Genomic DNA, 18,973 nt, shown 5'->3' with positions numbered 1-18,973 from the left:
AGCCGTGAGGTTTGGAGCTGACTGGTACTAATCGATCGAGGGCTTTACTTAAGCAGCGTAACCAACTTGAAGGAGCAATGCGACGCACAAGTTGCGTGGAGTCGCTTACGTCGAAACGTAAGATTTCACGATGTGAAATCCACAGGCTTCGACGCAATCCTCCAGACGTGTACTTTGAGTATGGGACGCAACATATAACAAAACATTAAGCAGAATGTGCAACAAATATATATACTTCTATGTGGTTTTCAGAGTACAAACTCTGACAGATTCAGTGGCGATGGCTATGAGGATCCACCTGTTCCCATCTCGAACACAGTAGTTAAGCTCATAAACGCCGAAAGTACTTGGCTGGAGACGGCCTGGGAGGATAGGAAGCTGCTGATTAACGAAAAGAAAAGGTCTACCGAATGGTAGGCCTTTTCTTTTTGCTAGTCTTCGACTAGCTAACCTTGCTAGAACCGTCTCCAGCCAAGGTTGTAGAGGTTATATCTATCTGCGTGTCTGTGTAAGACGGCCTTGGGAAAAGCAGGGCAGTAGAAGATGGAGGAGTGAAACGACGACAGATTCACTGCATCGCTTTCTTCCGAACGTAAGATTTACCGAGCTGCAAAGCAGTGAAGGGAAATCCACAGTGAGGATTGATAGGAAGTTGCGGCTATTGGTAGGACGCAAACTATATCTTTATGGTAACGCGGCACAACGTGCCAATGTTACCGAACCGTAAACTAGTTGAGTTGAATCAATTATATGGATATATAACTTCTTTTATATCAACTATATAAAAGCATATATAAAGCCATATAATCTAATTTAAAATAGTTTACAGAATTTATTTATACCCATTTAATACAAAATTAACTATATACAAAAAAAAGAGCCGCCGAAGCGACTCTAAATTATTATTCTACACCAACCATTACGCTAGTGGATTTGATAACAGCGACAGCTTCTTTGCCAACTGCTAAGCCCAATTCTTTAACAGATTGAACTGTAATATCAGCAGTAACGATGTTATCATTACCTACATTGATTTTTACGATTGCGTTTACAGCGCCTTCTTGAATCTCAACGATAGTACCTTTTAATTGATTTCTTGCACTTAATTTCATGTTTAACTCCTTGTATTAAATATACAAACAAATATATGATTTTTATATTATTATGTATGGAGCGGGCGAAGGGAATCGAACCCTCCTCTCAAGCTTGGGAAGCTCGCATTCTACCGATGAACTACGCCCGCATGATGTACATATTGTATCATACTATAATATATACATTCAAGTGGAGCTTGTTTATATACTCTATACCCATAGTAGTTGCTGTATTGTATTGATATAAGAATTGATGTATAAAATAATGAGGAAGGAGGCATATGTATGTCAAAAATTTATAAAATTCATAAATGGTTATCTATAGTTTCTGTGCTATTTTTCTTAATGTTCTGTATTACAGGTCTTGTCCTTATGTTCAGAACTGAATTAAATGCATGGGCTCAAGGCGGGTCACATCATTCCTCGTTATCAATGGCGATGAACCAACAAGAAATGTCTATTTTTAATTATGCTGATGAAGGTGCCCTATTAGTGAAAGAAAAATATCCGTCTAAGGATATTTTAAATATTTCTCCAGCTATGGGGGCTACACATATTTTACGGTATCGTATTATTGATTCTTCCGCAACTGTAGCGCCTCCAGCGCGTATGGGGATGGGAGGGGATTATGTATTATATAATCCTGAAACAAAGGGGCTTATTACTACGCATCATGAAACGCTTATGCATCCTTGGGTTCGAAGTGTGTTACATACGCTTCACCAATTACATACTCGATTAGATCTTGGCAAAACAGGAATTTATATTGTAACGATTTTATCTTTTATATGTAGTTTATCTATTATTTCTGGTATTTTTTTATATGGTCCATTTCGTAAAAGCTTTGCAAAATCTACTGTATTGTCTAACTATATGAAATTAAGTACATTACATCGAGAATTTGCTATGGTTGCCACTGTATGGGGATTCATATTATGCATTACAGGTGTATGGATAGGTGGATTTTTTATTGTTAATGACAGCTATAATGCAGATGTACTACACACTGCAAAGCAAGAACTTTCAGTTGGTCAATCTGACATTTTACAACCATCTGAAGCTATCTCTCGAATTATGAAAGCATACCCAGATCGTCAGCTTATATCTATAGATTATCCATCTAAATTTAATAATCATCATTATGCATTTTATTTAGGTGCTGAAAATGATGATGATCCAGCTATGTTCTTGGGCCAACCAGTCTATGCTAATTTATATACTGATTCTACTAAGGATATGTATTCTACAAAAAATATCCCATGGTATTTTACGGGCATGACTACAATGATTAATCTCCATATTCATAATCATAATACGATGGCTCTTAAAATATTATGGGCCATCTGGGATATTGTTCTTATTGTAGGCATTTTGACTGGTATTATTATGACTATTAAAAAGAAATTTGGCAGAGCTAGTGCTACAGAATCTAAAGTATCGGTTGAGATAAAACATGTTTGGCGTACACCAATCTGTTGTGGTACCTTAGTATTACTTGGATTTATTATGCCACTTTGGTCCAATCCAGTTACAAATACTATAGCAGGTATTTGTTTAACTATTCCTCTAGTAGTATTTTTTATTTCTTTAATTAGAGGATTTAATCATTAAGTTATTATATTCTTCATGTATCTAATCAGCGTGCCTCATCATTAGTTTATTGATTGATTTCGAACTAAAATGATATAATAATATATATCAACTAGGTTTTTTATGTATTAAACCTGTATTTATATTATGATTGATTAAGTGGTAGTTACTATGAATTATATAAAAGCATTTTTCCAATCAGAGTCTGCAGGTGGGATATCGCTCCTGTCCGCGGCTATTTTAGGTGTGCTCGTTGCTAATTCACCAATGGCTGATCAGTACTTTGCTACTATGCAAATACATCTTGGTCCTATGACCATATTAGAATGGGTAAATGACGCATTAATGGCGTTATTTTTCCTATATGTTGGTATAGAGATTAAGAAGGAAATGATTTCTGGCGAGCTAGATACTAAACAAAAACGAGTACTTCCTGTATTAGCTGCATTTGCGGGTGTTTTTACTCCAGCTATAGTATATTACTTTGCCGCTGGGTATATGCCAGAGTTTAGACATGGTTGGGGGATTCCAACTGCTACAGATATCGCATTTGCTATAGGCGTTATTACAATGCTTGGGAATATGGTATCTTCAGCGATGAAAGCCTTCTTAGCTGCTTTAGCTGTTATTGATGATTTAATTGCTATAGTGGTTATTGCTCTCTTTTATGGAGCAGGCGTCAATTTTATGGATTTAATAGCTGCAGCTGCGGTAACAGGTCTATTGGTATATACTAATAAGCAAGGCTATTTACGACCATTACCGTATTGTGTACTTGGTCTAGTTCTTTGGTATCTTGTTTTAAAATCCGGTGTTCATGCTACTATTGCTGGTGTTGTACTAGCCATGACGATTCCATTTAAAGGTAAAGTTTTGGATGGTAAAGTTTTGGATAAAGTAGTATATCCGATGGAGGAGTGGGCTCATGCTTTAAAAAATTGGGTAAACTTCTTTATTATTCCACTATTTAGTTTCTTGAATGCTGGTGTATCTTTTGCTGATTTCTCTATGGAAAACTTATTCCATCCAGTGATTATAGGTGTTTCATTAGGTTTAATTTTAGGTAAGCAATTAGGCATATTCTCTGCCGTATATATTTTAGTTGAATCTAAGGCGATTAAGATGCCTACAAATACAACGTGGCCTGAAATTTACGGTACCGCAATTCTGTGTGGTATTGGCTTTACTATGAGCCTCTTTGTTGCTACATTGGCTTTCCCGCCTGGTATAACTCAAGAAATGGCTAAGGTAGGTATTTTTATAGGATCTATCATGGCAGGTTTGCTAGGTGCGATTGTTCTAATTATTGCTTACCAAATACGCAAGATGCGTGGTAAAATTTAATAATATAATCTTTTTGAAAGTATAGAAAGGATTCAAATGGAACGCATTTTTGTCTTCTTACGTTCTCCAGGTGCAGCTACGTCTGTATTGCTAGGAGCAACAGTACTCGCTTTAATTTTAGCGAACTCTCCATCATCTGAACAATACTTCCATATCGTTAATCACCATATAGGAAATCTAACGATTTTAGAATGGGTTAATGATGCATTAATGGCAATCTTTTTCCTATTTGTAGGTCTAGAAGTTAAGCGAGAATTAGTAGCAGGTGAACTTAATACTAATGCTAAGCGTGTAATGCCTGGTATTGCTGCATTGTTTGGTGTTTTAACACCTGCTTTTATATATTACTTAATTGCAGGTTTTCATCCTGAATATATTCATGGTTGGGCGATACCGACTGCTACTGATATTGCATTTTCTATCGGTATCATATCTGCATTAGGATCTAGAGTGCCGAATTCGATGAAAGTATTCTTAACAGCCCTTGCCGTCATAGATGATTTAATGGCTATCATCGTAATTGCCATTTTTTATGCATCAAGTATCCAAATCATGTATTTAGGTATGGCTGCCGTAGTTGTAGGTGCATTAATCTACTGTAATAAGCAAGGTTATGTACGACCTCTACCATATATCATCCTTGGTTTTATCCTTTGGTATTGTGTATTAAAATCTGGTCTACATGCAACTATGGCTGGTGTAATCTTGGCTATGACAATTCCTTCAAAAGGTAAGCGCGGTCGTAAGTATGTTCGTCCGATGCAACATTGGGAACACTTATTATCTAACTGGGTTAGTTTCTTAATTGTGCCAATATTTGCCTTCTTCAATGCCGGCGTAGATTTACGTAACGTATCTATAAATGATTTGACGCATCCTGTAGTACTTGGGGTTGCATTAGGTCTTATTATAGGGAAACAATTAGGTATTTTTGGCGCTGTATTTGCAATGGTGAAATGTGGTCTTGTACCAATGCCAACGGAAGCTAATTGGAAGCATGTATATGGTACTGCTATTGTATGTGGTATTGGCTTTACAATGAGTATCTTCGTATCTATCTTGGCATTTAATCCAGGTCATGCTCAAGAAATGGCAAAAGGTGGAGTAATCCTTGGTTCATTAATTTCGGCAATATACGGCTATATCTTCTTAAGAATTGTTGGGGCAAATCGAAAAGAATGTCATATTGGTGTATATCATAACTGCTAAAATCAAATAAAATTCTTAAATCTCCATTGTTGACTGGTGAGGCTTTTAAACTTAGATAAACTAAGTGGAGTCTCTATCAAGATATGATGGAGATTTTTCATTGATATCTTATATTTATATGGTATATATGTAATACGTCTTTAAGATGAACATTGCTATTTAGCGCTTAATATATATGCATTTTTGATATTAATAGTACATCTATGGTTTATAGATTATTTAAACCTATATAGTATACTACTTAATGTAAGGTGAGGTATATATGATAAAAAAAATAATTATTGCATGTACGCTTGTTTGTATGATTGTAATGGTATCCTCTGTATCATTAGCAAAAACTATTGATCGGGGGCAACGAGGGCATCACGTTAGTAAGGTGCAAACCATGTTAAAGAATCAAGGTTTTTTACATGATTCTATAGATGGCATTTACGGTCATAATACAGAACAGGCCGTACGAAAATTTCAAAAGTCAAAGGGACTCGCTGTCGATGGGCGAGTTGGTCCTGCAACAATGAATGCTTTAGAAAAGATGGAGACTCGATATGGTGGTCATGGTACAGCATTAAGTCATGATGGTGTGCCGAATAAATACTCTCGAGTGTTAACTATGCAGGCTAGTGCTTATTCTGCTCAAGATCCTGGAAATGGAAATTATACGGCTACAGGTAGTCGCTTGAAGAAGGGAATTGTATCTGTAGATCCAAAATTAATTCCATTAGGTACGAGATTATACATTGAAGGATATGGTTATGCTGTAGCTGACGATGTAGGTGGTGCTATTAAAGGGCATCGCATTGATTTAGCTTTTGATTCTCGTGCAGAAGCATTGCAGTTTGGACGTCAATCTGTAAAGGTTTATATTTTATAATGATGACTCTCTAGCTTTATATAACTATATGATAGGTTTATAGACTAAAATCATATTCTTGTATAAAATGCTAGAGAGTTTTTCTTTTACCGAATTATAATGTATTCAAAACCTCGAATATTCGGAAATTATGGTATAATATAGATATATGATGATGACTCATGATGTTAAATTGATGAGTATACTCAATAGTTATATGATGAATGGTAAAGGATAACCCTATGGATAAAGTACGGCGTGTAGAACGAATGGTGGCAATGACGAAACTGTTAGTTGATTCACCGCAAAAATTGATTCCTTTAAATTACTTTTGCGACTTTTTTGGCATGGCTAAATCAACGGTTAGTGAAGATTTAACATGTGTAAGGCAGTCTATGGAACACTTTCAACTGGGGACCTTAGAAACGGTGGCCGGTGTAGCTGGTGGGGTACGATTTATTCCGCATCGCAAGGGCGCACAAGCGAACGATATTCTACGCGATGTGCAAGCTCGTTTAATGGAGCCAGATCGCATCATTCCAGGTGGTTTTATTTATATGTCTGATATCTTATATGATTGGCACGTAATGACACGTCTGGGTGAGATTATTATGACTCGTTTTGTGGACCGTGAACCAGACTATATTTTGACTGTAGAAACAAAGGGGATTCCTTTGGCTGTAATGGTAGCGAGAGCTTTCAATAAACCACTTGTTATTGCTAGACGTGATAGTAAGGTAACAGAAGGTTCTGCCATTAGTATCAATTATGTAACAGGTTCCTCTGGGCGCATTCAAACTATGACTCTAACTAAACGGGCAATTCCTCCAAATGCGAAAGTGTTAATTATCGATGATTTTATGAAAGCTGGCGGTACCGCTAAGGGGCTTAAAGAATTAGTTCTTGAAATGAGTGGGGTCGTTGTTGGCACAGGTGTTCTTGTAGCTACAGCTGAACCAAGTCCGAAGTTGATCGATGATTATGAATCACTATTTACTTTTTATGGTATCGATGAAAATACAAAGAAAATTAGTATAGAGCCTGTGTTAGATACAGAGTAAATCATTAATATTAGGAAGATTATAGGCTGATATAATGGTTTATATTGAGTATTGACCTATGGGCTAAATAATGACGTAAATAATAATATTTAAAATGGGTTAGAGATATAAGAGATAACAGATAGGAGATTACTATGAATATTGCAAGCCTTATTTTAGCTGCTGGTAAGGGCACGCGTATGAAGTCCAAATTGCCAAAAGTGTTACACAAGGTCGGCGGTAAGGCGATGGTAGAACGTGTTCTTGAAACGGTTCAATCGATTGGTACCAATCGCGATGTTGTTATTGTTGGTTTTGGTGGCGATGCAGTACAAAATTACTTGGGGGAGCGTGCTGAATTTGTTCGTCAAGAAGAACAAAATGGTACAGGTCATGCAGTTAAGATGGCTCAACCAGTACTTGGTGATTATGATGGTACGATCTTATTGTTATGCGGTGATACTCCCTTGGTTACAAAAGAAAGTTTAGAAGCACTTTTAGAAGAACATAAAAATTCCGGTGCAGCAGCTACAATCTTAACTGCTCATATGCCGGATCCAACTGGTTATGGACGTATCATTCGTAATGAAGCGGGTTCTGTAGTTCGTATCGTAGAACAGAAAGATGGTAAACCTGAAGAATTAGCGGTTCAAGAAGTAAATACAGGTATGTACGCTTTTGATAGTAAAAAATTATGGCCTTGCTTAGATCAATTATCTGATGATAATGCCCAAGGTGAATTGTATATTACTGATGTAGTTGGTATTCTCGTAAATGGTGGTGACAAGGTAAGTGCATACATGACTAAGGATTTTGAAGAATCTTTAGGTGTAAACTCACGTTTGCAATTAGCAGAGGCTGAAGCTATATTAAAACATCGTAAAAATGTTGAGTTAATGACTGCAGGGGTAACAATTATTGATCCAGATAACACTTATGTAGCTCCAGAGGTAACCGTAGGAGCGGATACCATTTTACATCCTGGTACAATCCTTGAAGGTGACACCGTGATTGGTGAGCGTTGTGAAATTGGACCACACACTCGTTTGACGAATGTAAAAGTCGGCAATGATACGATTATCCACTTTACTTATGGTCATGACTGTGAAGTAAAAGACGGTGTAGATGTAGGTCCATATGTCCATTTGCGTCCAAATACAGTTTTAGGTAACAAGGTTCATGTAGGTAACTTTGTAGAAGTTAAAAACTCTAATGTTGGGGAAGGTACTAAGTTCCCACATCTTTCCTATATCGGCGACAGTGATGTAGGGGCTGGTGTTAATATTGGCTGTGGCACTATTACCGTAAATTATGATGGGAAAGTTAAGCATCGTACGACTATTGGTGATGGCGCATTTGTTGGTTGTAATAGTAACTTAGTTGCTCCTGTAACAATAGGTAATTATAGCTATGTAGGTGCGGGCTCTACTATTACAAAAAACGTACCAGATAAGGCCTTGGCTGTAGGTCGCAGTAAGCAAATTGTGAAAGAAAATTGGGTAACAGAGGATACTTTCAAAAAGAAATAAAAAAAATCTCATATTTTTTAACACAATTAGGTCAAAATAGTATACAATAAAAAGGCAATAGTGTGTATCTGTAATGTATAGATTATGGATAAGTAACCAGTATAGGAGCAAATGAAAGGGTAACAAAATGGCATTTGAAGACGGCAAAAAACTCAAGATTTTCACAGGTAATGCAAATCCTGCATTGGCAAAGGAAATTTGTGATTATTTAGGGTTGCCTTTAGGTGAAGCATTTGTAGGTCGCTTTAATAATGGCGAAGTACAAATTATGATTGATGAAAGCGTACGTGGCAAAGATGTATTTATCATTCAACCAACTAGCTATCCTGTAAATGATAATTTAATGGAACTCATGGTTATGGCTGACGCGCTAAAACGTGCTTCTGCACGTCATATTACTGCGGTAGTTCCTTACTATGGCTATGCTCGCCAAGACCGTAAGACTCGCGGTCGTGAGCCGATTACAGCTAAGTTAGTAGCTAATTTGATGCAAACGGCAGGTATTACACGTCTTGTAACAATTGATTTGCATGCAGGCCAAATTCAAGGTTTCTTTGATGTGCCTGTAGATCATTTGTTCGGCGCATCTATTTTAGCTAAATATATCAATGAAAAAAATATGGAAGATGTTATCGTTGTATCTCCTGACCTTGGAGGTGTTACAAGAGCTCGTGATTTGGCTGACCGTATTGGTGCACCGATTGCAATCATTGAGAAAAAACGTCCTGAACCAGGTGTGGCTAAAGTTATGAATCTCATTGGTGATGTGGCAGGTAAAAACTGTATTATTATCGATGATATCGTAGATACGGCTGGATCCTTGGTTGAAGGTGCTAAAGCATTGGAAGAATTCGGTGCTAAATCCGTTACCGCCGCTGTTACACATGCAGTGTTGACAGATCCAGCAAGTGAACGAATTGCAAATTCCAATATTAAGGAACTTATCGTTACTAATACTATTCCATTGCCGGGAAATTGCAACTTACCAAATATTACGCAATTATCCGTAGCTCCATTGTTGGGTGAAGCAATTATGCGTATCTTCCATGAAGTGTCTGTAAGTAATTTATTTGATAAATAATAGGTGATTTTTGAAATTAGTAGTAGGCCTCGGTAACCCCGGCAAGCAATACGAAAAGACAAAACATAATATTGGATTTATGGTTATTGATGCCATTGCCGATAGTGTCCCTCACACGCCTTGGAGAGAGGAGCAACGTGCTGAGGTATGCGGTATTACCGTAGATGGTGAAAAAGTATTGCTTGTAAAGCCGCAAACATTTATGAATCTAAGTGGTGAGTCTGTAGGACCGTTAATGCGGTACTACAAAATTGATCCATCTGATGTGTATTGTATCTATGATGACATGGATTTACCTATAGGTAAGTTGCGTATTCGACCAAATGGTAGTTCGGGTGGACATAATGGGATTAAATCCTTAATTTCCCATATAGGAACAGAAAATTTTCCTCGATTCCGCGTGGGAATTGGACGTCCGTTACCACAATGGACTGTCATTGATCACGTTTTAGCACCATTTAGTGAAGAGTCGCAAGAGAAGGTACAAAAAGGTATTAAGGATACGGTAAAAGCCGTATTAGGCACCCTAGAGGTAGGCATTGATAAAGGCATGAATCAATTCAATCCTAAACGTCGTCCACAGCGATAAATACATGCATAAGGGCATGAGTCTCATTGAGATTCATGCCCTTTTTACGAGGTACATATGAGTAATCAAGAAAAAATGCCTTTTGTAGAGGCTTTAGAATCATATAAAGAACAACATTTCGTGCCCTTTCATACGCCAGGTCATAAGATAGGCGTTGAAGCACCTCGACTATTAAAGAATTGGATGGGGCCAGCATTACCCTATGACTTAGGTGTTATGTATGCTTTAGATGATTTACATGAACCTGAACGGGAATTAAAAGACGCGCAAGACTTAACAGCCGAATTATATGGAGCTGATTGTTGTTGGTTTTCTATTAATGGTACTACAGCTTTGATCGAAGCCATGATTATGGGGACTGTAGGGCCTGATGAAATCATTATCATTCCTCGAGAAGCACATCGTTCTGTTATTAGTGGGCTTGTCCTCTCAGGAGCCAAACCAGTATATATGGACTGTGATTTTGATGAACGCTGGGGGATTCCACTAGGCGTATCATTAGAAAATGCTATCAAATCAATGGATACATATCCAGAGGCAAAGGCGATTCTTTTAGTTTATCCAAACTATTATGGCGTGGGCATAGATATTGTTAATATCATACAAGAGGCTCATAAGCGGGGACTTATTGTACTTGTTGATGAAGCTCATGGTCCTCATTTGCCGTTCTCTGAAAGTTTACCTATAGAAGCTATAGAGGCTGGAGCAGATTTGGTGGCTCAAAGCACACATAAATCTGTTGGCTCTTTGACACAAACATCTTGGCTATTAGGGCAAGGTAAAAAATTTGATAAGCGGCGTATTACGCAAATGCATCAAATGCTACAAAGTACGAGTCCAAACTATATTTTCCTTGCTTCCTTAGATATGGCGCGCCATCAATTAGCCACAGCAGGTAATGATTTAGTAAGTCGTGCAGTAGAGTTGAGTGTGTACTTACGTGAGGAACTCAATAAAATTTCTGGTATTGCTACTATGGAATACACAGATATTCAAGAGACCATAATAAACTATGATTCTACTAAGGTGCTAATCGATGCAAAAGGCTTAGGTTTAACAGGTGTAGAATTTGAACATTTATTGCGTAATCATCGTATCGAAGTGGAGTTAGTACAAGCAAATCATGTGTTAGTACTTATTACAATTGGTGACACTAAAGAATCTGTAGATATCCTTATTAAGGCTGTACGAGCTGTAAGTGATGACGTACTAAGAGATTCTTCAAGAATTAGAAGCATAGATGTAGCGGGCTTATATGAACCTAGCAGCGAGTCTGCTTTGCTACCAGAACCTCAAGTTTGTGTTACCCCTCGTAATGCTATGTATGCAAATCGTGAGCAAGTACCATTAAAAGAAGCACTTCATCGCATTGCAGGGGAGACCATTGCTTATTATCCACCAGGTATTCCATGTGTAGCAGTAGGTGAAGAGATTAGTGCCTCTGTGTTACAATATATAGAGAATCGCAAGGCTTTAGGTTTTGTACCGAATGGTGCTGATGATATGACATTGGAAACAATTTGGGTATTACAGGAGTGATTATGGGGACTTTGATTATATTAGAAGGTGGAGATGGCAGCGGTAAGGCTACACAAACTAAACTCTTAGTAGAACGCTTGACCAAAGAAGGGCATGCCGTTAAGTCTGTGAGCTTTCCAAACTATGATAGCGGCGCCGCTATGCCTATTAAAATGTATTTAGCTGGTGAATTTGGTAAAGATGTACATGATGTAAATCCTTATGTGGCAAGCTCTATGTATGCCATCGATCGATTTGCTTCCTTCAGAACTGACTGGGAACAGTTTTACAAAAATGGGGGTATTATCATTGCAGATCGTTATACAACGTCTAACATGGTGCACCAAATGGTAAAATACGATAATCCGAATGAACGCACTGCATTTTTAGATTGGCTTGAAGATTTTGAGTTCCAAAAATTTGGCTTGCCTAAACCTGATGTGGTATGCCTTTTGGATATGCCCCTTGAAGTGAGCGAAGCCCTTATGGCGGAGCGCACTGGTAAAACTGGGGGCAATACTGGTGATATTCACGAAGGGAATCATGCATATTTAGCAGCCGTTCACGATGCGTATGAAGAATTAGTAAAGCGTTATCAATGGCACCGCATACCTTGTGTGGATAAAGCTAAGTCTAGTCAGTATACGTTGCGTACTATTGAAGAAATTCATAATGATGTATATAGTGTAGTAGAAAATCTAATACCTTAGAAAAAGGCGACTCTTTTAAAAGTCGCCTTTTTCCTATATAATATTAATATTGAGCATGTATTGATAGGAGGCGCTATGACATATTTTGATTCTATAATTGGTCAAGATTCGATTAAGGCACACCTATCTGAACTTGTAAGTCGTAATGCATTACCCCATAGTCTCTTGTTTTATGGTGAATCTGGTCTTGGCAAATTAGATATGGCCATAGGCCTAACGTCTTTATTACTAGGGCGTCAAGTGTTCTCTCAACCCAAGGGGGAATCTTATTTAGCAGAGGTTAAGGAAGCCCGTTTAGCAAATGGGGATACGGAAAAACGTATCGAAGCCGAAGGATTACCTATCTATATGGATAAGGGTGATGCCTTTTGGATTCGTCCTATGAAAACAACCTTAAAGGTAGAGCAGTGGTATTCATTATTACAAGATCATCTGTCTGTGGCGGGCAATGGGAACCGCGTTGTCATTGTGGAGGACTTTCACACAGCTAATGCAGTCATGGCAAATGCCATGTTAAAAACCATTGAAGAACCACCTGAACAGGTGTACTTCATCATTATTACGAACAAGATTAACACCGTATTGCCTACCATCATTTCTAGATGTATGGGCGTTGGTTTTAATAGTGTTGATGTAGATACGATTCGCACCGCTCTTGTAGCACGTGGAATCACCGGTGATATAGAACAGGCTTTGTTAGCTGGTCATGGTAATCCACAATTAGTGGAGAAACTGGCGACACAAGGTCGCATCGAAATGCTGGAGTTAGCCGTTAAGGTGATGGACATATTAGCTTTTGAAACGCGATGGTTTTCTATGATTTCCTTAGCTTGTGAAAGCTTATCTCGTGAAAGTCTAACGGAATTGATGTACTGGCTACGCCTTGTAAGTAGAGATATGATGGCGCTTAAAATGGGTGCTCAAGACACGCAATTACAAGTACCTATGTACAAGACTCAATTATTACGATTATTACCGCGCTGGTCCATGCAAGCATTGTCACAGGTCATTACCGAAACATTACAAGCAGAACGGGCTTTGCGCTTACATATAAAAACCGCTCTCGTGGTGGACGGTCTTAGTATCGCCCTTCATGATGCTCGGGAGGAGGATTAAATGCTAACCATAGTTGGCGTACGCTTTAAAAAGGCGGGAAAGATTTATTATTTTCAGCCGGAACAATTAGAACTATCCGTTGGGGATGGAGTTATCGTTGAAACAGCACGTGGTGTAGAATACGGCACAGTTGTGATTGGACCAAAAGAGGTCTTTGAAGATTCTGTTGTTGCCCCTGTGAAACCTGTTATTAGACAAGCAACCTCTAAGGATTTGAAACAAATCGAGAAGAATAAAGAACGTGAAGAAAAAGCCTTTGAAATTTGCCTCGAAAAAATTGAAAAACGTAAGTTACCGATGAAACTCATCAATGTGGAATACACATTTGATATGAATAAGATTATATTCTTCTTTACTGCGGATGGCCGTATCGACTTCCGTGAACTCGTTAAGGATTTGGCAACTGTATTTAGAACGCGCATCGAGTTGCGCCAAGTGGGCGTTCGTGATGAAGCCAAAGTGCTTAATGGTATCGGTGCTTGTGGGCGACCTTTGTGTTGCTCTAACTTCTTAGGAGACTTTACACCTGTATCGATTCGTATGGCAAAGGATCAAAATTTGAGTCTTAATCCAACAAAGATTTCTGGTGTATGCGGTCGATTAATGTGTTGCCTTAACTACGAAGATGATTTATATAAAAAAGGTGGCGATCTTTATGTAAAAAAAGAACGGCCACAAGCTTTACAAGCGGTAGCTCCTCCAGGTATTGGTAAAGATGTTGTTACCGACGAAGGGATTGGTAAAGTTTTAAAGGTAAATCATCATAAGCATACTGTAAAGGTACAGCTCGAAGCGGGCCGTACTATTGATTTGAAATGGTCTGAGGTGGCATTGCCTGATGAATGATCAAGAACGACTTGATGATTTAATTATAGATGGCTTACAGATTTACCAGCGTTCTGATATGTTTCGCTTTTCCTTTGATGCTATAGCGCTTATACATTTTTGCCGATTTAATGGTCGTCATAGCTATGTTGATCTTGGAACGGGGACAGGGGTTATGCCGCTTATAGGCACGTCATTAGGGGCGGGCCATATTACGGGTATAGAAATTAATGAAACTCTTGTTGAGTTGGCTAAGCGCAGCGTAGAACATAATCGTAAACAAGATGTGGTAATGATGTTATGTGGCGATTATCGGCATATGTCGTACCGTGACGTACAAGACAAGCCTTTTGATGGTGTTATTGTTAATCCGCCCTTTTATGATTGTGAAAGTGGAGCAAAGCCTACATCTGAAGAACGAGCCCTGGCACTTCATGATGGTCATACATCTCTAAAAGAGGTTATAAAAGCCGTACAGTCCTTTATTAAGTGTAAAGGTCGTTTGTGGATGGTCTATAGTGCTAGCCGGCTACAATATGTGCTACATGAACTGGAAGCGTTACACTTTCAAGTAAAGCGAATTCGGTTTGTTCATGGTATGATGGATAAGCCGGCAAAATTAGTTTTGATTGAGGCTATATACCAAGGTCAGGCTAGTCTTGTACTGGAGCAACCGCTTATCGTTTATGAAAAACCGAATGTGTACACGAAGGAGGTGTCCTCTTGGTATGAACGATAACAAATGGGGCACCTTATACTTGGTGCCCACACCGATAGGTAATTTAGAAGATATGACGTATCGGGCAGTTCGTATCTTAGGTGAAGTAGATGCTATCGCGGCTGAGGATACGCGTCATACGGGCATATTGTTAAAACATTTTGATATTAAAAAGCCTTTGATTTCTTATCATGAACATAATAAGGAGGAGAAGGGGGCCTATATTATAGGTCTCTTATTAGAAGGACAGTCGGTAGCTTGTGTCAGTGATGCAGGCATGCCTGCTATTTCTGATCCAGGGGCAGACCTTGTAACAAAGGCTATTGAAGAAGGCATAACTGTAGTACCTTTGCCAGGTGCTAATGCAGCGTTAACAGCGCTTATTGCATCAGGTTTAGATACTAAATCCTTTACCTTTGCAGGGTTCTTACCTAAACGGGGTAAACATCGGGTTGAAGAATTACAACGACTTTCACAAGTGATGGGAACCTTGCTGTTTTACGAAGCCCCGCATCGATTGCAAGAGGTGTTACAAGATATGTATGAAGCCTTTGGCAATCGTTCCATTGTGGTGGCAAGGGAATTGACGAAGAAGTTTGAAACCTTTGTACGCACCGATTTGGAAAGCCTTGTGAAGGATTTAGAACAGCTCACCTATAAAGGTGAATTCGTCCTCATCGTAAGCGGTGCTAATACAGTGGAGTCCGATACTAGTGGAGTGTTGGATGAACCAGTATCTTATGAAGATGCTGTGCAAGCCCTTGTAGATACTGGGGTACCTAAAAAAGAAGCTATTCGCCAGGTGGCAAAGCGTTTTAACGTTTCCCGCCGGGATGTATATAATATTGTAGAACGTTAAACCTTCCCATTCGAAGGTTAGAAGGAGGCTCATCATGGGAGACACAAAGAAAACGTATTATATTACGACACCTATTTATTATCCAAGTGCTAAGTTGCACATTGGTCATACGTATTGTACATCTGTAGCCGATACAATCGCACGTTTTAAACGATTAGCAGGATATGATGTACGTTTTTTGACCGGTTCTGATGAACATGGCCAAAAAATCCAACGTGCTGCAGAAGCACAAGGCATTACTCCTCTTGAATATACTACAAATATTGTAAATGGTTTTAAAGCATTGTGGGAAAAAATGCATATTTCCAATGACGATTTTATTCGGACTACCGATGAACGTCATGAAAAGGTTGTTCAAGCGTTATTTACAAAAGCTTATGAGAAGGGCGATATTTACAAAGCCGAATATGAAGGCTGGTATTGTACACCAGACGAAACTTTTTGGACAGAGCAGAAGCTAGGACCTAATCATACTTGCCCGGATTGCGGTCGCCCTGTAGAGCGTGTTAAAGAGGAAAGTTATTTCTTCAAACTCGGTAAATATACGGATCAATGGCTTAAGTTTATTGAAGAGAATCCTGACTTTATTCAGCCTGAATCTCGGCGTAATGAGATGATTCAATTTGTAAAGCAAGGTCTAGAAGACTTGGCGGTGTCTCGTACATCCTTTGATTGGGGAATCAAGGTTCCATTTGATCCTAAACATGTAGTATATGTTTGGTTCGATGCATTAGTGAACTATATTAGTGCACTCTCTCCATTTGATGGTGATGGCGAACTATATAAAAAATACTGGCCTGCAGATCTCCATTTAGTAGGTAAGGAAATCGTACGTTTCCATACTATTATTTGGCCTATGATGCTCATGAGCCTTGAGTTGCCATTACCAAAAAAGGTATTTGGACACGGCTGGATGATTGTAGATGGCACAAAGATGAGTAAATCCTTGGGGAACGTAATCGATCCAATCCCATTGATTGATACATATGGTGCAGATTCTTTGCGTTATTACTTATTAAGCGAGATTACGTTAGGTAATGACGGCAACTTTACGTTACCTAACTTCGTTACAAAAATTAATGCAGATTTATCTAATGATTTAGGTAACTTATTAAACCGTACTATTGCGATGATTGAAAAATACCATGGTGGTGTGATTACAAAATGCGATGATATGGATGATTTGGATCGTGATGTATCTACATTAGCCGTTCAAACTGCAAAAGATTTTGAAGCGGCGATGGAAAATATGGAGCTTAATAAAGCTATCAAAACTGTATGGTCCTTTATTGGTCGCATGAATAAATACATTGATGAAACAATGCCTTGGGTATTGGCTAAATCTGAAGATGCTCATGATAAAGTGCGCTTGCAATCTGCTATGTATCACTTGGCAGAGGCATTGCGTATCATTGCCATCTTGGTAAGCCCTGTAATTCCTGTAGGAGCTCCAAAAATCTGGGAACAATTAGGGCTTACAGGTTTTGAAGCGGCTACGTTGGAAGATGCTAAAACTTGGGGATTATTGGCAACAGGTACTAAAGTTGTAAAAGGTGAGCCTATCTATCCACGTTTTGAAGTTCCTGAAATGGTAGATGTAGTTGTTACAGAAGAAGTCGAAGAAGCTGTAGATACATCTAATATTCCACCATTAAAAGAAAATATTACCTATGATGACTTTGAGAAACTCGATCTTCGTGTAGCTAAAGTTATAAGCTGTGAAAAAGTGCCTAAGTCCAAGAAGTTGTTGAAATTTGTATTGGATATCGGTATTGAAGAACGCACAGTATTAAGTGGTATTTCCCAATATTATGAACCGGAGGCTATGGTTGGTAAAAAGGTAATTTATTTGTCTAACTTGGCTCCTAAAAAGATGATGGGCATCGAGTCTTATGGTATGATTTTGTCCGCCTCTGATTGGGAAGAACATTTAGAGGTAACAAATATCGAATCATTACCGGCAGGAAGTGTGGTTAAATAATGAAACTTTTTGATACACATGCTCATGTGAATGATGAGCGCTTTGATAATGATCGGGATGAGATGTTACAAGCCTGCTTTGATACAGGTGTAGAATATATTATGATTCCTGGTGTCGACAGAGGTACTGTTGAGTCAGGTTTAGCTTTGGCTAAACAATATGATCGATTATATGCTGCTGTAGGGACTCATCCCCATGAATCGAAGGACTTTACAGAAGAAGACTACGCGTTTTATAAGGAAGAAGCTCTTAACAATGATAAGGTACGTGCTATTGGTGAAATTGGATTAGATTATTACTATGATTTTTCTGATCGTGAAACGCAAAAACGCGTATTTATTTGTCAGCTAGAGCTTGCTCGGGAGGTAGATTTGCCCATTATTATCCATGACCGTGATGCACATGGTGATATTATGAATATCTTGCGCAATGAGGGAAAGGATAATTGGGGCATTTTCCATTGCTATTCTGGTAGCTGGGAGATGGCAAAAGAGGCCATTAAAATGGGCTTTTATATTTCCTTTGCAGGGCCTGTAGTATTCCCTAAGTCTACAAATCTCAAGGAAGTGGCAAGACAAGTACCATTAGATCGAATCCTTATTGAAACGGATTCACCGTATTTGACACCACCACCATTTAGAGGCCGTCGTAATGATCCAAGTAAAACTCAGTTTGTGGCAGAAGAAATTGCAAGCCTTAAAGGACTCGATGTAGATGAGTTCTGCGAAATTACGTTCAATAATGGCAAACGAGTATTTGGTATCGAGTAAATATAGAAACTAGTTCATAAGATTATTAGCGAATAAACTATTTGTTGGACTCTAATCACTAAGATTTTGCGTACAAAGTATTAGAAAACATGATAAAACTAAATTAGAATTATAAATCATAAAACGCGGTTCTCCCTTATCGGTGAGAAT

17 protein-coding genes, 1 tRNA gene and 1 rRNA gene are annotated in these 18,973 nt (G+C 38.5%); 17 read left to right on the top strand and 2 right to left on the bottom strand.

What is annotated here, in order from left to right; all coding sequences use genetic code 11:
- Positions 1-270: 270 nt before the first annotated feature.
- A 5S ribosomal RNA gene (gene rrf / locus ACLRYO_RS09390) occupies positions 271-387 on the top strand.
- Positions 388-902: 515 nt separating this feature from the next.
- Here rrf and ACLRYO_RS09385 read toward each other — a convergent pair.
- On the bottom strand, positions 903-1,112 hold the full coding sequence (locus tag ACLRYO_RS09385) for a TOBE domain-containing protein (protein ID WP_012864119.1): 210 nt from the start codon (positions 1,110-1,112) through the stop codon (positions 903-905).
- Positions 1,113-1,169: 57 nt separating this feature from the next.
- Positions 1,170-1,243: transfer RNA gene (locus ACLRYO_RS09380), tRNA-Gly, on the bottom strand.
- 136 nt (positions 1,244-1,379) lie between these two features.
- Between ACLRYO_RS09380 and ACLRYO_RS09375 the strand changes: the two genes are divergently transcribed.
- The 16 genes from ACLRYO_RS09375 (at position 1,380) to ACLRYO_RS09300 (ending at position 18,823) form a co-directional block, all read left to right on the top strand.
- Positions 1,380-2,705: a PepSY-associated TM helix domain-containing protein gene (locus ACLRYO_RS09375; protein WP_413084854.1), complete on the top strand. Its 1,326-nt coding sequence runs from the start codon at positions 1,380-1,382 to the stop codon at positions 2,703-2,705.
- A 150-nt stretch (positions 2,706-2,855) separates the two neighbouring features.
- Positions 2,856-4,028, top strand: coding sequence for a Na+/H+ antiporter NhaA (gene nhaA / locus ACLRYO_RS09370; RefSeq protein WP_012864121.1), 1,173 nt, complete (start codon positions 2,856-2,858; stop codon positions 4,026-4,028).
- A 36-nt stretch (positions 4,029-4,064) separates the two neighbouring features.
- A complete protein-coding gene (nhaA, locus tag ACLRYO_RS09365) occupies positions 4,065-5,237 on the top strand; it encodes a Na+/H+ antiporter NhaA (protein WP_413084853.1) in 1,173 nt (390 codons plus the stop codon).
- A gap of 262 nt (positions 5,238-5,499) precedes the next feature.
- Positions 5,500-6,108 (top strand): peptidoglycan-binding protein, encoded by a 609-nt coding sequence (locus ACLRYO_RS09360; protein ID WP_012864123.1) that lies wholly within the window; start codon positions 5,500-5,502, stop codon positions 6,106-6,108.
- Between the two features lie 221 nt (positions 6,109-6,329).
- On the top strand, positions 6,330-7,148 hold the full coding sequence (gene purR, locus ACLRYO_RS09355) for a pur operon repressor (protein WP_012864124.1): 819 nt from the start codon (positions 6,330-6,332) through the stop codon (positions 7,146-7,148).
- Positions 7,149-7,282: 134 nt separating this feature from the next.
- Positions 7,283-8,656, top strand: coding sequence for a bifunctional UDP-N-acetylglucosamine diphosphorylase/glucosamine-1-phosphate N-acetyltransferase GlmU (gene glmU, locus ACLRYO_RS09350; protein WP_413084852.1), 1,374 nt, complete (start codon positions 7,283-7,285; stop codon positions 8,654-8,656).
- A gap of 127 nt (positions 8,657-8,783) precedes the next feature.
- On the top strand, positions 8,784-9,737 hold the full coding sequence (locus tag ACLRYO_RS09345; RefSeq protein ID WP_195394881.1) for a ribose-phosphate diphosphokinase: 954 nt from the start codon (positions 8,784-8,786) through the stop codon (positions 9,735-9,737).
- 10 nt (positions 9,738-9,747) lie between these two features.
- A complete protein-coding gene (gene pth / locus ACLRYO_RS09340; RefSeq protein ID WP_413084851.1) occupies positions 9,748-10,326 on the top strand; it encodes an aminoacyl-tRNA hydrolase in 579 nt (192 codons plus the stop codon).
- Positions 10,327-10,383: 57 nt separating this feature from the next.
- Positions 10,384-11,865 carry an aminotransferase class I/II-fold pyridoxal phosphate-dependent enzyme gene (locus tag ACLRYO_RS09335; RefSeq protein ID WP_413084850.1) on the top strand — a complete coding sequence of 494 codons (1,482 nt, stop codon included), beginning with the start codon at positions 10,384-10,386 and terminating at the stop codon, positions 11,863-11,865.
- 2 nt (positions 11,866-11,867) lie between these two features.
- On the top strand, positions 11,868-12,554 hold the full coding sequence (locus tag ACLRYO_RS09330) for a dTMP kinase (protein ID WP_195394883.1): 687 nt from the start codon (positions 11,868-11,870) through the stop codon (positions 12,552-12,554).
- A gap of 75 nt (positions 12,555-12,629) precedes the next feature.
- The gene (locus ACLRYO_RS09325; RefSeq protein WP_413084849.1) at positions 12,630-13,670 is read left to right on the top strand and encodes an ATP-binding protein; all 1,041 of its coding nucleotides are present in this window, start codon (positions 12,630-12,632) and stop codon (positions 13,668-13,670) included.
- Complete coding sequence (locus ACLRYO_RS09320; protein WP_413084848.1) at positions 13,671-14,516, top strand: stage 0 sporulation family protein; 846 nt, start codon at positions 13,671-13,673, stop codon at positions 14,514-14,516.
- Positions 14,509-15,234, top strand: coding sequence for a tRNA1(Val) (adenine(37)-N6)-methyltransferase (locus ACLRYO_RS09315; RefSeq protein ID WP_413084847.1), 726 nt, complete (start codon positions 14,509-14,511; stop codon positions 15,232-15,234). The genes ACLRYO_RS09320 and ACLRYO_RS09315 overlap by 8 nt, the downstream gene beginning before the upstream one ends.
- Entirely contained in the window at positions 15,224-16,072 is an 849-nt protein-coding gene (gene rsmI / locus ACLRYO_RS09310; protein WP_413084846.1) for a 16S rRNA (cytidine(1402)-2'-O)-methyltransferase, read from the top strand. The genes ACLRYO_RS09315 and rsmI overlap by 11 nt, the downstream gene beginning before the upstream one ends.
- 34 nt (positions 16,073-16,106) lie before the next feature.
- Positions 16,107-18,053 (top strand): methionine--tRNA ligase, encoded by a 1,947-nt coding sequence (gene metG, locus ACLRYO_RS09305; RefSeq protein WP_413084845.1) that lies wholly within the window; start codon positions 16,107-16,109, stop codon positions 18,051-18,053.
- The gene (locus tag ACLRYO_RS09300; protein ID WP_413084844.1) at positions 18,053-18,823 is read left to right on the top strand and encodes a TatD family hydrolase; all 771 of its coding nucleotides are present in this window, start codon (positions 18,053-18,055) and stop codon (positions 18,821-18,823) included. The genes metG and ACLRYO_RS09300 overlap by 1 nt, the downstream gene beginning before the upstream one ends.
- Positions 18,824-18,973: the final 150 nt, after the last annotated feature.

It is taken from the genome of Veillonella parvula (genome assembly GCF_047241225.1).
Classification (GTDB): Bacteria; Bacillota; Negativicutes; order Veillonellales; family Veillonellaceae; genus Veillonella; species Veillonella parvula_O.
The sequence above is the reverse complement of the archived record's forward strand: the minus strand, read 5'-3'. Positions and strand labels throughout refer to the sequence as shown.